At 44.7% G+C, this 15,744-nt stretch carries 12 protein-coding genes; 3 read left to right on the top strand and 9 right to left on the bottom strand.

Annotated features, from left to right (window positions below; translation table 11 throughout):
• Positions 1-5: 5 nt before the first annotated feature.
• The 6 genes from infB to B1A85_RS04115 form a co-directional block, all read right to left on the bottom strand.
• Complete coding sequence (gene infB / locus B1A85_RS04090) at positions 6-3,035, bottom strand: translation initiation factor IF-2 (RefSeq protein ID WP_104545614.1); 3,030 nt, start codon at positions 3,033-3,035, stop codon at positions 6-8.
• Positions 3,036-3,510: 475 nt separating this feature from the next.
• The gene (locus tag B1A85_RS04095; RefSeq protein ID WP_104545615.1) at positions 3,511-3,819 is read right to left on the bottom strand and encodes a YlxR family protein; all 309 of its coding nucleotides are present in this window, start codon (positions 3,817-3,819) and stop codon (positions 3,511-3,513) included.
• A gap of 69 nt (positions 3,820-3,888) precedes the next feature.
• Positions 3,889-5,169 (bottom strand): transcription termination factor NusA, encoded by a 1,281-nt coding sequence (gene nusA, locus B1A85_RS04100; protein ID WP_210404162.1) that lies wholly within the window; start codon positions 5,167-5,169, stop codon positions 3,889-3,891.
• Positions 5,170-5,309: 140 nt separating this feature from the next.
• Entirely contained in the window at positions 5,310-5,771 is a 462-nt protein-coding gene (gene rimP / locus B1A85_RS04105) for a ribosome maturation factor RimP (RefSeq protein ID WP_104545617.1), read from the bottom strand.
• 584 nt (positions 5,772-6,355) lie between these two features.
• Complete coding sequence (locus B1A85_RS04110; protein WP_104545618.1) at positions 6,356-7,927, bottom strand: Na+/H+ antiporter; 1,572 nt, start codon at positions 7,925-7,927, stop codon at positions 6,356-6,358.
• Between the two features lie 18 nt (positions 7,928-7,945).
• A complete protein-coding gene (locus tag B1A85_RS04115; RefSeq protein ID WP_104545619.1) occupies positions 7,946-8,962 on the bottom strand; it encodes a DUF389 domain-containing protein in 1,017 nt (338 codons plus the stop codon).
• A 277-nt stretch (positions 8,963-9,239) separates the two neighbouring features.
• Here B1A85_RS04115 and B1A85_RS04120 point away from each other — a divergent pair, with 277 nt between their 5' ends.
• Positions 9,240-10,568, top strand: a complete 1,329-nt coding sequence (locus tag B1A85_RS04120) for a DUF2254 domain-containing protein (RefSeq protein ID WP_104545620.1) — start codon at positions 9,240-9,242, stop codon at positions 10,566-10,568.
• A 105-nt stretch (positions 10,569-10,673) separates the two neighbouring features.
• On the opposite strand, the gene B1A85_RS04125 is transcribed toward B1A85_RS04120, so the two are convergent.
• On the bottom strand, positions 10,674-11,684 hold the full coding sequence (locus B1A85_RS04125) for a hypothetical protein (protein WP_104545621.1): 1,011 nt from the start codon (positions 11,682-11,684) through the stop codon (positions 10,674-10,676).
• 100 nt (positions 11,685-11,784) lie between these two features.
• The gene (locus B1A85_RS04130; protein WP_104545622.1) at positions 11,785-12,762 is read right to left on the bottom strand and encodes a hypothetical protein; all 978 of its coding nucleotides are present in this window, start codon (positions 12,760-12,762) and stop codon (positions 11,785-11,787) included.
• Between the two features lie 132 nt (positions 12,763-12,894).
• Here B1A85_RS04130 and B1A85_RS04135 point away from each other — a divergent pair, with 132 nt between their 5' ends.
• Positions 12,895-13,446 (top strand): YIP1 family protein, encoded by a 552-nt coding sequence (locus tag B1A85_RS04135; protein WP_104545623.1) that lies wholly within the window; start codon positions 12,895-12,897, stop codon positions 13,444-13,446.
• 81 nt (positions 13,447-13,527) lie between these two features.
• Here the strand turns inward: B1A85_RS04135 and B1A85_RS04140 are convergent, their stop codons facing one another.
• Positions 13,528-14,544 (bottom strand): YheT family hydrolase, encoded by a 1,017-nt coding sequence (locus B1A85_RS04140; RefSeq protein WP_168192369.1) that lies wholly within the window; start codon positions 14,542-14,544, stop codon positions 13,528-13,530.
• A 275-nt stretch (positions 14,545-14,819) separates the two neighbouring features.
• Between B1A85_RS04140 and B1A85_RS04145 the strand changes: the two genes are divergently transcribed.
• Positions 14,820-15,590: a response regulator transcription factor gene (locus B1A85_RS04145; protein WP_104545625.1), complete on the top strand. Its 771-nt coding sequence runs from the start codon at positions 14,820-14,822 to the stop codon at positions 15,588-15,590.
• Positions 15,591-15,744 lie beyond the last annotated feature (154 nt).

The following is a 15,744-nucleotide window of genomic DNA, read 5'->3' on the forward strand; positions in this document are numbered from 1 at the left end:
ATCCTCTAACTTTTAGTTGCTCCTAACGTACGGCGTTTCGTTACCATCTGAAAGGCTTCGATTATATCGCCTTCAGCCCATTCGTTAAATCGATCGACACCGATACCGCACTCATATCCCGCATTGACTTCGCGGACATCTTCTTTCATTCGTTTCAAGGAATCAAGCGAGCCTTCGTAAACGATCTTACTGCCGCGTCGTACTCGCAGTTTGCAGTTACGAATCAGCTTACCAGATAGAACGTAGCAACCGGCAACAGCGCCGCGTCCCACAGGGAAGACTGCACGTACTTCGGCTTGACCGAGGGCTTCCTCAACAAGTTCTGGTTCTAATAGACCTTCTAACGCGCCTTCGATGTCTTCCAGCAATTTGTAGATAATATTATATTCGCGAACATCTACACCAGCTTCATCAGCGGCTTGTCGAGCACCACTCGCAAGCGTTGTGTTAAAGCCAATAATTACCGCGTTACTCGCTGCTGCCAAATCGATATCAGTTTCGGTGATTTCACCTGGCGCTGCCAACAACAAGCGAATTTGCACCTCGTTTTGTGGAAGTTGTTTGAGCGCACCAACGATCGCTTCGACTGATCCTTGGACATCGGCTTTAAGGATCAAGTTAAGTTCTTTTAACTCGCCTTCTTGTGCCTGTGCGGAAGCGCTGGTAAGCGTAGCACGTCCTTGCATCAAGCGCGATTGCCGTTGCTTGTTGGCACGTTCTTCAGCGATTGCCCGTGCTTCTTTCTCGTGTGGGAACACTTCAAACTCATCGCCTGCGGCGGGTACGTCGCTTAAGCCGAGAACCTCTACCGCGAACGAAGGCGAAGCAATTTCGACACGGCGTCCGCGATCGTCCACCATTGCTCGAACTTTACCAAACGCCGAGCCAGCAACTAAGACATCTCCTACGTGCAGAGTGCCATTTTGAACTAACAAAGTTGCCACTGGACCTTTGGCTTTATCAAGGTGTGCTTCGATTACAGTACCTTTAGCAAGACGGTCTGGATTTGCCGAGAGTTCTTCGACTTCAGCAACAAGGAGAATCATTTCTAGAAGTGTATCTAAGTTTTCTCCTTTGATCGCGCTGACAGGTACCATAATTGTGTCGCCACCCCATTCTTCTGGAGTTAGCCCGTATTGCGTCAGTTCTTGTTTGACGCGATCGGGTTGTGCGCCCTCTTTGTCAATTTTGTTAATCGCGACAATAATGGGCACTTCTGCTGCTTGGGCATGGCTAATTGCTTCAATTGTTTGTGGGCGTACGCCATCATCCGCAGCAACAACGAGAATGGCAATGTCTGTCACTCTTGCTCCACGCGCGCGCATTGCGGTAAATGCTTCGTGACCGGGAGTATCGAGAAATACGACTTGCTGCACCTGCCCGTTGTGTTCTACATCAACGTGGTACGCACCGATATGTTGGGTAATGCCGCCAGCTTCTCCTTGCGCGACTTTGGTCTTACGAATCGAGTCAAGTAACGTTGTTTTACCGTGGTCTACGTGTCCCATGATCGTCACGACTGGTGGACGACGCTGGAGATTTTCGAGATCTTCCACATCCAACATTTCAGTGACTTTGCGGGCTTCGGCTTCGGGTTCGGCTGTTTCAACTTCTACGCCTAATTCGTTCGCCACCATCGTCAACGTTGGAATATCCAAATTTTGCGTAATATTAACCGCAATACCCTTAAGGAATAGGATTTTTACAATCTCAGTATCAGGTACGACCAGCATTTGTGCGAGTTCCTGAACAGTCATCGTGCCTGTAACGACGATCTTTTCTGGACGTTCCTCTTTTTGTTCGGGTTCGCGGCGACGATTTTGATCGCGCGCTGGAGTTGTCTTTTTGCTTTTTACTCCACCAACAGGACTCGTTACCGCTCCTGAACCACTGGGACGTGCTGCTTTCTGTTTAGGGGGTCGGGCGATCGATAAGCTCACTTTGATTGGCGCTTCGATATCAAGATCCACATCGTCGAGGTCTTCTTCATCATCAAAGTCGATGATGGGTTTCATGCGCTTAGCTTTTGTTCCTGCTTTCCCTTTAGAACCTGATTCTAGTCCTTCATCAATTTCCTCTTCTTGCCACTTTTTCCCGCCTTTTTGGGGTCGAGGTGGTGTTGGTCGCTTGAGGAGCTTTTCGGGTTCTTCGATTTCCAGCAGTGCAGCGGGTTGTTGTATTGCTTCTTCCTCAACTTCTGTACTAGTTGCTCCTGCTAGTTTTGGACGATTGGCGATCGCTGGTTCGTTGAACCGCGATACCTTGGGTCTTTGCAGTTCTGGTACTGGTTCGCTTTTAGCGACTGGTTGCTCTGGTTTTTGTCCCCCAGGGCGACGTGCAGGTTTTTCAGAGCCCTTATCTGCTCTTGGCTCTGCTGCTGGTTTAGGACGTTGAGCTTGATCGCGTTTGAGGATCGGGCGTTCAGGTAGATTGAGTTGTGGTGTTGGTGCGACAGGTCTAGCTGGCGGTTCTACAAGTTGTGGTTTTTGCGGAACTTCTTTGGGTTTTTGAACTTCTACCTGGCTTGCTTTTGGCTCGTCGCGATGTTCGCTATTAGCGACTACTTTAGCTTCTTCCATTGCTGCCGGACGTACGGGACGTGGCGGTGGTGGGGTCATCGGCTTGTTCGGTCCTGCTGGTGATGCGAAAGGACGTGGAGCAACGGGCGCGTTTCCTTGCGACTGTGACGAAGAAGAATTTGAGGCAACCTGAGACTCTGCCTGGTTTTGGTTGAGCCGAGGAGGGGTCTTTGGTTTGCGAATTTCCAAGATCTGTTGCTTTGGTGGCAAGTTAGGTTTAGGTTTAGTTTTGTTAATTTGATTCGCGTGTGTAATGTTCGATTCTCGCCGCGACGACGAACGCTCGGCAACATACTTTTCAGCTAGAGCACGAATTCGCTCTGCTTCATTTTCACTGATTGTGCTGCTGTGACTTTTGACTGCGATATTAAGTTGGTCGCAAATTGCGAGTAGCTCTTTGTTATCCAAATTCAATTCTTTTGACAAATCGTATATCCTTACTTTGCCGTTATTCATCCACTCTTCCCCTTTACCTACCAGTTTGATACGGATGGTTGCCTGAGTTGTGTTAGCATCTCCATCCTGCGAGTCCTGTGTTATTGGTTGCCGTTCAAATTGCTGCCCGTGCCTCCAACAAAGTAAAGAGAGATGTTTTTGTTTGAGAAAGGTGTTTTACTGTCATCGCGACGGTTATGTAAACGTGCCATGCGCTTTTACCGCAATTTTATCCTGAGGAATTTTTGCGGACCCTTTCTCGTGAGGGTACGCATCCGTACAAGCTAGTAATTATGTATTTGTGTAGCTTCTTTATTTAATGTTGCATCAATCCGTAAAAAAATATGGTGTGATTTTAGTTAATTGCACCGAATTCAAAGAAATTGAGTTTCCTATCTTTACTATTCTGCCACGAACCCTGTTTGACAAGCGTTAGTATGCTTTTCAGCAATTTTGCTGCCATGACTCCATTTTTAAGAAAGTCTGAAAATGACACTTAATTCTTGTTTGAAAGCGGTAGTGTGGTTTCAATTTTTCGAGCTTCACTGACAGATTGGTTTGTTGATAAACGTTGCCACAAGGCTTGGTAGATGGCTTCGGGAACCGAGATCCGCAGCGATCGCCGCAACAGATTTTTCTTCTGGGCTGTTTGCAAACAGCTAGCTTGCGGACAAAGATATGCAGAACGCCCCGTACCCTGATCTAATTGTAACTCCCCAGAAGGATAGACGCGGACAATTCGCCAGAACTCGTGTTTTAGGGCGACCCGACGACAACTAATACAGCGTCGATAGTTAGGTTTCATGAATTGAGGGTTCAGGGGACAAAGATCGAGGGTCAGGGACTATTGTAATTATCTATCTTTCGTTTCTGCTCAAGCTGGGGCATCGCTTACTTCCATAGCTTCTGTAAATTCTTCATCTAGTTCATCTAATTCATCTTCATCTTCGGCTTGCGCTATTTGAGCTTGTTGCGCTTGATACTCAGCAGCGGCGGCAGCAAATTTAGCGTCTTCTGCGGCATAGTCGTACTTCGCGCGGTCTTTGATGTCGATTTTCCAACCTGTTAAGCGTGCGGCTAAACGGACATTTTGCCCTTCTTTACCGATTGCTAAGCTGAGTTGGTCTTCGGCAACGAGTACGTGCGTCTGGCGCGATTCTGGATCCATCAAGCGTACCTCATCAACACGGGCAGGGCTAAGCGCGTTGGCAATATAAGTCGCGGGGTCTGGAGACCAGCGAATTACATCAATTTTCTCACCGCGCAGTTCGTTAACAACAACTTGAATTCGCGAACCACGCGCGCCAATACATGCACCGACAGGATCGACATCCCGTTCTAAGGTATCAACGGCAATTTTAGTGCGAGGACCTACATAGCGCGATGGGGGATTTGCTTCGCGTGCCACTGCGACAATGCGCACTACTTCATCTTCGATTTCTGGAACTTCGTTGGCAAAAAGATATACCACTAAACCTGCATCTGCGCGCGAGACAATCAGTTGAGGACCGCGTTGCTGACCTTGTGAAACTTTTTTGAGGTAAACTTTGAACGTAGCATTTGCACGATAATTATCGTTCGGTAATTGTTCGCGCTTGGGTAGTTCTGCTTCAACTTCGGGTTGACCAAAACCACTACTGACTGCCATAATCACTGATTGTCTTTCAAAGCGCAGTACTCGTGCTTGTAGCACAGTGCCTTCTAGGTCTTGAAACTCCTCTTGAATCATTTGGCGTTGTTGGTCGCGGAGTTTTTGCGCGAGTACTTGCTTGGTCTGCATTGCTGCCATGCGCCCAAATTCTTTTTGTTCAGGCGTTACGTCTAACACCACTTCACTACCAAGTTGCGCTTCTTCTGCGACTTCTTGAACTTCTCGCAGGGAAATTTGATGGTCTGGATCGTTGACTTCTTCGACAATTGTTTTGGTAGCAAGGACGCGAAAGCCTTCTTCTTCTACGTCAAGTTCAACTTCAAAGTTGTCGAAAAAATCTTCGTCAAAATGCTGTTTATCGAGGTTTTGCGCTCGACGATAGCGCTCGTAACCTTTAAGTAGTGCTTCGCGAAGCGCAGCCTGTACAGCAACGCGCGGCAAGTTTCGCTCGCGACTAATATTTTCAATTAAATCTTTCAATCCAGGCAAACTTACCATTGACATAATAAAATCCTCAATAAAGAAAATAGGGATCAGAGGTCAGGAGTCAAATATTAGCGGAGAAACTAGGATGTAAAGCAAATTTCACGAGCCAATAGCTCCTCTTTCTACTCGCTCCTAGCTCCTAGCTTCTCGCCCTTGTTCTAACGGCGATCGTCTAGCTGTACTTTGGTAATAAGCGCGCGCGGAATAGCAACTACGCGACCTTTCTGGTTTAAGTAAACTGCTGTTTCATCGCGGCGAATGAGTTGTCCTACCCACTCTTGCTGACCTTCATGCGGTTGAGAACTTCGAACAAGTACCGCAAATCCTTTGAAGGCAGTAAACTCTCGATCGGTACTTAATTGTCGCGAAGTTCCTGGGCTAGAAACTTCTAACACATAGGCATCTTGCACAATGCTTGCCTGATCCATTTTGGCTTCTAAAGCACGACTCATTCGCTCACAATCATCTAGCCCAGTATCTTGCTGCGGATTGCGAATATCCACGCGCAGTACAGGAGGGCGTTGGTTAGTGTGAAAAACTACTCCGACCAATTCCAAGCCGAGTTCCTCTGCGACTGGTGTTGCTATTTCAATGATTTGTGGAATTAGGGGATGAGTCATTTTCCAAAATAAAAAAGTGGGTTATTACCCACTTCCTGCGAAATGATATTTTCCAAGAAGTTTTCAGAACGAACTCATCTGAGGATCGTTTCTTATTTCAGTTTATCGCATCATAAAAGTAAGGTGTAGGCAACACATTCATGCGACAACTCTTAATTGAAGTACCACCTGGTTATGACCCAGAAGTTTTAGAGAAGCCCAAGCTGATAACGCTACGAATACAGCACTCCTTGTACGAGCAACAGAAGATAAGAACCAAGTAGAAGCATTTTTTAGGAGATTTGGAATTGTTACCCAATTTATGAGTGATGCTGATTCCGTGCGGAGTGATTGCGATGCATCCACTCGCTGACCACAAGTACCGCGCAGGTAATACTAATTTGTCATTTAAGTAGTTGCCTGCGGCAGTAATGACAAAAGCCAGACAGTGTATGGAATTTGGAGCCTGGAACTGTCGTCAGAATGTGCGAGAAATGGTAGTACTGATATCCAGGTGCATAGCTCGACTGAATCTTTTATACGTGATACCACGCGTTAGCGCCAGCGTTTGAAGAATCTGACGTCTACATAAATTAAACTTTGAATTACTGAGTTTGTTTATTCATCTGCTGAAAAACTTCTTCCAGCATTGGTGGTAATTTGTCGCTCAGACGCCCACCGCGAACTAATTCAGCATAAGTATCTGCTTCAATTGCCAAAAGTTCTTCCTGTAGTTGTTCTACCGCGAAGTCTCGTAGCTGAGGGTGTTCGTTGCGTAGCTTGTTAATGTCTTGTTGCAGATCGTCAAGCTGTCCTTCGACTAAGGCTTCTTGGTAACGATAAAATTCTGGATCGATTTCAGGGCGGCTTGTCGCTTGCGATAAATGTTGTAGAACGCGATTCAGGGCTGTCCACCGCGCGATCGCTTCGAGATATTCTTGACGTATTGCTTGATCGCCCAAAGGCTCAAGCCTTGTTACTAAGGGTTTAGTCGTTAAGCCTTGAACTAAAAGTGTAAATAAGACAACACCAAACACTACTGAAACAATTGTTGTGCGTTGGGGTAATGTGACTGGTACGCTTAATGCTAAGGCAATTGCCACCGAACCGCGCAAGCCTCCCCACCAGAGAATCGTACTATCAGACAAAGAGATCTCTGATTTCGTTAGTAGATTACTCAACCAACTCAAACCATAAATCGCGATCGCTCGCGTGACAATCATTGCTGCGATTGTAATCGCAATCAGTCCCAAATTTGCCCCCAAATCATCAAACTTGATCTGGTCGCCAATCAACAGAAATACGATGGAATTGACAAAAAACGCAAGAAAGTCCCAAAACTGAGTTACGGCTAATCTTGTACTTGGCTGCATTCCAATGCGCGAGCCAAAGTTGCCTAAAACTAAGCCCGTGGTGACAACGCCAATAACGCCTGAACCACCCAAATCTTCGGTGATGATATAAGTACCATACGCCGAAACTAAAGTGAGTGATTGCTCAACCAAAGGTAAATCAAAGCGCTGCGTGAGATAAGAAATACCAAAACCGACAACACAACCACAACCGATTCCGATTCCTACAACTGTAAAAAACCGTGCAATGAGTTCTTGCAGTTCTAAAGTCTCTGTTCCTAAGGCAAAACCAACGACAAAACTGAACGCGACAACGGCAATTCCGTCATTGAATAAGCTTTCGCCTTCCATGAGAATTGTCAACCGTTTTTCGACACCGAGTTCGCGAAATAACGCAATGACAGAAACCGGATCGGTTGCAGCGACGCAAGCACCTAATAGTAAAGCAATTCCGATTGTAACTCCGGCGATCTGATTGAGTGCTAAACCGACACCAATAACTGATATGACAACTCCTATAACTGCAAACAGTGTAATTGGTACTAAGTCGCGCTTGAGCTTTGCCCATTCCATATTCCACGCTGCTTCAAACAACAGCGGGGGTAAAAATATCGTCAAAATCAGTTGTGGTGAAAGATTCACTAATCTCACATCAACAAACGCCAAACCCAAGCCAACAATGACTAAAAGCAACGTATAAGGAATTTGACGAAACCAGCTAAAAAACTGGGGTAATGTGGCAATACTTAAGGAAACTGACAGTACCAAAAGAAATTGTTTAATATTTTGCTCAATCGCTACTTCGGCTAGTGTTTCTGTTGTCATGTTAGCTAAAACTTAAATTTACTCATCAAAAGAAGAACCACTGACGCCTTCACGTCTTACTTCTTCTATTTGACCTACTTCAAAAATTAAAGTAAAGCGTTGTCCCATTTCTCTTGCTAAAAATTCTTCTAAAAGCGCGACTTGCCTTGGCGTAACAGGGTCTTTAGAACGAACGTTTAAACGTACTACTGGGGGATTACTTAACCAGTTAATATTACTATCAATAAGTACCAATCTTTGAAAAGTCACCGTTCGGTTCAAAAGTGCGCGTCTGACACTAGCTTCGAGTCGATTTTGTTGAGTGAGTCGAAAAAAGCTAAATCCTAACGGTACAAGCAGTACTGTCGTCAGTCCCACTGTCCAAATCAGCGCTTTTTTAGCACGATAAAGTGAAGTATAGCCTGTAGCTAGAAAGATCAGCATACAGGAAAGCGTAATTCCTAGCAGATTGGTGAGATATAAAATCGTTGCGCCGAGACTCAAAGACCAATTAGCTTGTGAAAGTCCTAAGCCTATCACGCAAATCGGTGGCATTAAAGCAACCGCGATCGCAGTTCCTGCTAACGTTGGCGAAACCTTCGGTTCAACTTTGGCAAAACCACTTATTCCTCCTGCGGCGATCGCAATTCCTAAATCGAGCAACGTCGGACGCGATCGCGCAAAAATCTCACTGCCAAATTCTGCTAAACCAACCGACATCCCAATCAACCACGAGATTACGATCGCGAGGAGTGTTCCCACAACGATCGAACTTAAGCCTGTGCGAAATAACTGGAAGTTACCTTCTAGCGCACCAAATGCCATTCCCCGAATCGGTAGCATTAAAGGAGCAATAATCATTGCGCCAATGATCACAGCAGCGCTATTCGACAGCAATCCAAAGGTAGCAATGACACAAGAGCCAACGATTAAGATAATGTAAATCCGCTCTAGCGCTGATTCTTCTAAGAGTCCCTCATGCATCGACTGCAAATCGTGCGGTGCAACTCTCCGCTTGTGCAGAAGGTTAAATCGTCGGCGAATATCAAACAGCACGCTACTCTCCTGGAACTACTTGTAAAGCTGAAGACCAAAATATGAGTAAGGATGTTGCGCAGCAATTTCTCATCCAAGTATTATCACTGAGGAGCAGCTAAACGTCATCCCCTATGGTGATGAGCCTGGATAATTAGGGATATTCGTATGCAGAAGTTTTCAGTATCAGCAAGTTCATGAACTTGGGAACAGCAACATTACAAGCCTGGTATGAGAAGCTGGCAGAAATGCGATCGCTAAAGGGCAAAAATGACCGCGTACGCACACAGGATCGAGCATGAAAACTAAACTAGGTAAAGTCTGGGAAGCATTACACAATAGTTTTTGGTTTGTTCCATCACTTATGGTCGTCGGTGCGATCGCAATCGCGTATGTTATGCTATCGCTCGATCACGAAGATAAAGAATGGCTACAAGGATTACCATTAACTTATAGTCGCGGTCCTGAAGGCGCACGCGAAGTGCTTTCTACGGTGGCTGGATCGATGGTCTCCGTTGCGACGACGGCGTTTTCGATTGTGATTGTCGCACTACAACTTGCATCTGGACAATTTGGACCAAGATTACTCGGTAATTTCATGCGCGATACGGGTAATCAAATTGTCTTAGGAACGTTTATTTCCACATTTGTTTACTGTCTACTGATTCTCCGTACCGTTAATAGTGGTGACAACGATGAATTTGTCCCGCATATCTCGGTAACTTTTAGTCTTGTCCTGGCAATTTTTAGTATTGCTGTTTTGATTTATTTTCTACATCACGTTGCGACATCAATTCAAGCACAACAGGTTATCGCTCAAGTCGGGGAAGAATTAAACGATACAATCGAGCGGTTATTTCCTAAAAAAATTGGACGCAGCAGCGCAAAAGACCGACAAGACATTAAAGATACAGATATTCCTGACGATTTTGATGACGAAGCACGTCCCATAAAATCAGAGAAAAGTGGTTATATCCAAGCGATTGACGATGAAGAGTTAATCGAAATTGCGGCGAAGTTTGACGTAATCGTGCGACTGAATTATCGTCCTGGCGATTTTGTCGTTAAAGGTAGCGATTTAGCTTCAGTTTGGCACGCACAGCAGATGAATAAGCAGCTAGCCAAAAAGCTTAGAGGTATTTTTATTATTGGCAATCAACGAACTCCTGGGCAAGATGTAGAATTTTCGATTAATCAGTTGGTAGAAATTGCCGTACGCGCACTGTCAAAAGGCGTGAACGATCCGTTTACTGCAATTCGCTGTATCGATCAACTCAGTGCGGCGCTGTGTCACTTTGTGCAAAAAGAAATTCCCTCACGCTATCGCTACGACGAAAATAAAAAATTGCGTGCGATCGCTGAACCAACAACTTTTACGAGTGTTGTTGATGCTGCATTTAATCAAATTAGGCAAGCTGGACAAACTGATGTAGCGGTAACGATTCGATTATTAGAAGCGATCGCGCGGATTGCACAATACACAACCACGAAAGAACAACGCGCAGTTCTTCTGCGTCACGCACAAATGATCGAACGCGGTAGCCACGAAGGAATATCTGAAGAACTCGACAAAAAAGATGTTCAAGAACGATATTTTGCGATTCTCAAGCTGCTGAAGGCACAATAATTCTTAACTTTACCATTTCTCTGAATAAGAACTATAATTAAATTCCCCTCTGCTTTTGAAGCTTCTTCTGCGGTCTATTGGGAAAAACTTTAAAGCGAAAGGGTATTATTTATTGTCCTGACGCTGCCAAATGGGTAATTGATTAATTGCTTGTAGCGTCAAATTGACATATGTTGTCTTGCTTGCTGGGGCATAATCCTTGCCAAAATAGCCTTGCGCACCATCATGTTCGTGCGGTCCGCTGACAAAGGATTGATAACGCCCTTGTTGGCGGGCGCGGCTAAAAGGAGAAGCAATTGTAAATACCCAGCGCGAAGGAAAGATAATTCCACCGATATCTTCTACCCAATCTTGAGTACCGCGCAAGTGAAATACACGTTTGGCTTGCTCAAAGCCATTAATACCGCCAAATACACCACCAACAGAAACGACAGTAATTTCCGAATTCAGCCATTGATTAAGATACGGAGTTGCTCCTAACGCAACTTGTGCCCCTCCACTGGTACCAATAAGAATAATGTCTAACGGTTGCTGTGAGTCAGGTGATAAAGGATGGGCTGCATTCATTTGTTCGGCGATCGCGATCGCGATTCCTTGGTTATAAACCGGACCATATCGCTCATCAGCAGAAATTGCAAAGCGCCACAAATTGCGAATTTTAATGAGAACATCAGCTACACCAAGCCAGCCTTTGGCTTCGTTAGCAAAGCGCCATACAGGAGCTAATAAGCGTTCTCCTCCTAAGTTTTCGTTAGCAGCGGAGTAAGGAAAAACATCTTTAACAACTGCACAATTTTGATGCGTTTGTGCCAAGCCTTGCAGAAAGTCTTCTTCGCCCTCAGTTAATTCGTTTGTGGAAAAATCGCCTACCCCCGTCAAAAAAACGATATAACAAGTCAAATTTCTTGGCTTACCAGTACTACCTGAGTTACTTCTCGCAGGAAGTTGCAGCGATTGTCGCTTCCAACCCAACGTTTCCGATTGGGTAAGCCACCATACGACAGTTCCTATCGGTGAAAGTATTCCCCAAATTGCTAAGATAACTCCGGCTAAAATCAGTAGTCTGAAAGCACCACCACGCAGCCAGTCAAGAATATTGTTAATTAACTTCAACATTGCGGATCGACATACCTAGGTAGCACTGACTAAGAATGTTGTTTATAGTGTGCCCGCTTCAGATACCGCACATAATATAAACTTTGAAATTTTTTATACATCAGGAGCGATTTTCAACCGACCAAATTGGTAGTCGATCCACAACGTTAAGCGTTAGTTCTAAATAAGTTGTACCGTCCTCTGTTGTAGCTTCGCCAAAATAGCCTCGTTCGCCATCATGTTCGTGAGGACCTGTTTCAATTGCTTGATAGCGTCCTTGACGACGTGCGCGATTAAAAGGAGAAGTGACAGCCCATCGCCAACGCGAGGGAAATACAATACTACCAATATTGTCTATCCAATCATTAGTGCCATAGAGGTGATACACGCCATCAGCTTCATCAAAACCATGACTACCAGAAAAAACACCACCGAGCGAAATCACATTAATTTGAGCATTAATCCGGTCTTCTAAATAGGAAACCGCACCTAGGGCAACTTGCGAACCACCACTTGTACTCATTAAAACGACATTCAGTTTTTGATTCTCTGGTGGTAGAGAACTAGCAGCATTCATCCGCTCTACAATCGTGTTAGCAATGCCTCGGTTGTATACTGGTCCATAGCGGTGATCGGCAGAAATAGCGATACGCCAGATATTGCGAATATTAATGAGTGTATACGCCGCTCCATCAGATTGACTAATCCAATCCCATACCGGAGCAAATATGCGTTCTCCAACTAATCCTTCATTCGCTTCAGAAAAGGGAAAAATATCTTCTACTGCTACGCAATTGGGGCGTTCGTCAGCAACACGGTTGACAAATTTGGACTCTCTATCGGTTAAGTTATCCGCATCATAACTTCCGACTCCTGGTAAGAAAATGACGTAGCAATTGATTGATGCTTCACCTGAACTAGAGTCATCGGAAGTAGCTTCTGGTTGACTCATATCAGGGTTTATACTCTCTTCATCTTGTGATAGCCACCATATGATTGTTTCTAGTGGTGCCAGGGTTCCCCAAATTAAAAATATAAAAATTGCTAAACCTAACAATTTGAACGTCGTACCATGCAACCAGTCAAAAACCCGTTTCATCAAGTTAATCCTGTTGTGTAGCTTTGTAATATGTAAAATCGAAAACTTGATTTACCACTTTTTATACTTAGGTATAGGATAAAAATACTTTATTCTAAAGTCGTCATTATCTAGCAAGAGTAGGAATTGAAGGTGAGTGCCAGGAAAGACCAATGGAAGTTTAGAACAAGTTTGCGGGAAGCTTTGACTTTAGATGCCCACTTCTATGAAGATGCTCCTAATACACGCAGAACGCGCCGCGTTGCTCGATCGATTGTAATTGTGGCAGCAATCTCAAATGCTTTGGGTAATGCCTTTATTTTATTGATTAACCGTGTTGGTCTTACTACGTTTATCTTCGCGTTAATACTTAATGTTGTCAGTGTAGTGCTAGGTTACTATTTCTGGACTTTCACGATTTGGAAAATTGGCGATCGCTTCAAACCTGGTCATGTTACGTTTCAAGAACTACTCGTTCCGATCGGTTTTGCCTACGCACCTCAAGTATTCAACTTTCTGACACTCATTCCGCTACTAGGAATTCCTATTCAGCTAGTTCTTGCTGTCTGGAGTTTACTTGCAGTTATTGTTGCAGTCCGCCAAGGATTAGATATTAGCAACGTCTGGGCAGCAGTCATTTGCTTAATCGGTTGGCCTTTGATTCAATTAGCCGTAGGCTCAGTGCAGGTTTTGTTTACAAACTAATTGAAAAGTGGCGCTTTGGTTAGTTTTGAATATTGAAAGGCATTGTTCTGAGTTAACCCTCATTTGTCATTTGTAAAATATTTATTCTCCCCTGCACCTCTGCATCTCGCACCATTCTAAAACTCGATTCCACGCCCACCAAGGATCGGGATCGCCTGCTTGTGCTTGACCTTGCTTGCTGCTGTAGTAACCGACGTGACCGCCATGCGGTGTAAGAATTAAGTCTATGTTCGGGTTGCGATCGCGCGCGGAAAGTAAATCTGGCACAATCGTCGGATCGAACAGCGGATCGTCGGCTGCGTAGATAATTAACGTTGGCTTATGCAAGCTGGGTAAAATTTTTAAGCCGCTACTGGCTTCGTAATACGCCTCAACCGAAGAAAAGCCTAAGCGGTCGATAACAAGTTCGTTGTCAAAACCCCAAATACTGTTTGCGCGTTCAATGGCTGCGGGGTCAATTGCGCCTGGATGGGCTTCGTGAATTCGCCAAGCAAGTCTTTTCAGTTCTTTAGCGATCGCTTGTTCTATATATTTGCCTAATGGATCTTTGACGAGATATGAAAGCGATCGATTCGAGTCTAAACTCGGACAAATCACCGCCGCACCCCCAATATCTTCACAGCTAAGGCACGCAGCACTGGATATTTCCTCTGACCTCTCATTAGCTGCTTTTATTGCCCATAGCGCTAACTGTCCGCCCAAAGAAAACCCCGTGAACCAAAATTTGGCAGGACATCCTATTGCTTTAGCTTGAGCAGCAATCTCAACAAAATCTTCGCCTTCGTACAAGCCATCCGATGTTAATGTTGGCGACAGTAAAGCCGTTTTTCCGTGTGCGCGCCAATCAAATAAGACAACCGCATAACCTTGCGCGAATGCCTTGCGCCCTAAGATGCGCAGAAACCATTGATTCTCTAGAGAGCCTGTAATGCCGTATGTGCCAATAATTGTACCACGCGGATTTTGGGGGATAGCAACCCAAGCAAAGAGCGGTACTTCTTGCGCTCCTTTAAAGGTTTTCGCTTGATACGGTGGTTCAGGAGCGTCAATAGTATTTTCCCAGTCGCGGCTAGCCCACAAAGCTGCATACAGCGTCATGGCAAGACCATTCTTTAACCACCAAGGCGGTATATAAATAGAACTTAGCAATTTTTTTAAGGAGTTTTCACTTTGACAGCAACTAAAAAAAAGGTTTAAATAGCCAGCAGCTATACGACACGACTACCTTTCTTTCGTCATTGGCACTTTTGTGTTAGAGACTTTACACTATAATCTTCAGCAAACTTTTATAATCCTCCTTATAATCAGTACAGCAATCTTTGTATCTACCAAAGGTTCTTATTTAACTTTAATAAACGGTAACATTTTTTAGAATGCCTCGGATACTTGTTATAGATGATGACCCAGCAATTTCTGAACTAGTTGCGGTTAATCTTGAAATGGCTGGATATGATGTTAGCCAAGCAGAAGATGGCATTAAGGGACAGGCGTTAGCGATTCAATTACAGCCAGATCTCATTATGCTCGATCTGATGCTGCCTAGGGTTGATGGCTTTACAGTTTGTCAGCGGTTACGGCGCGACGAGCGTACCGCAGAAATTCCCGTTCTCATGCTCACCGCGTTGAGTCAAACTCAGGATAAAGTTGAAGGTTTCAATGCAGGCGCGGATGACTACCTGACAAAGCCCTTTGAAATTGAAGAAATGCTAGCCAGAGTACGAGCACTGTTGCGACGCACAGACCGCATTCCGCAAGCCGCTAAGCACAGTGAAATTCTCAATTATGGTGCGTTAACGTTAGTTCCTGAGAGATTTGAAGCGATTTGGTTTGGGCAAACGGTTAAACTTACTCATTTAGAATTTGAGTTACTGCATTGTTTATTACAACGTCACGGACAAACAGTTTCTCCAAGCGATATTCTCAAAGAAGTATGGGGCTACGATCCTGATGACGATATTGAAACAATTCGCGTACATATTCGCCACCTACGCACCAAATTAGAACCCGATCCCCGTCATCCTAGATACATCAAAACTGTGTATGGCGCAGGTTATTGCTTAGAACTTCCTAGTGAAGAACAAAGCAATGATAGTAATAGTGGTATACCAACAAGTGCAGTCATTCCCGAAAAAGCGCCTAACTAAAAAAAATCAGCCTGATATAGCTGGTGTATCTACACATTATTACCAATTCTCCTATGCCTTCTTTGTGTTCTAAGAAAGCGTGAAGGCTAAGCCAAGATGATTCATTAAAGCTCGATTGTACATAAACGCATGAATAGTAAATAAGGCGATCGCT

Source organism: Chroococcidiopsis sp. TS-821 (genome assembly GCF_002939305.1).
GTDB lineage: Bacteria > Cyanobacteriota > Cyanobacteriia > Cyanobacteriales > Chroococcidiopsidaceae > Chroogloeocystis.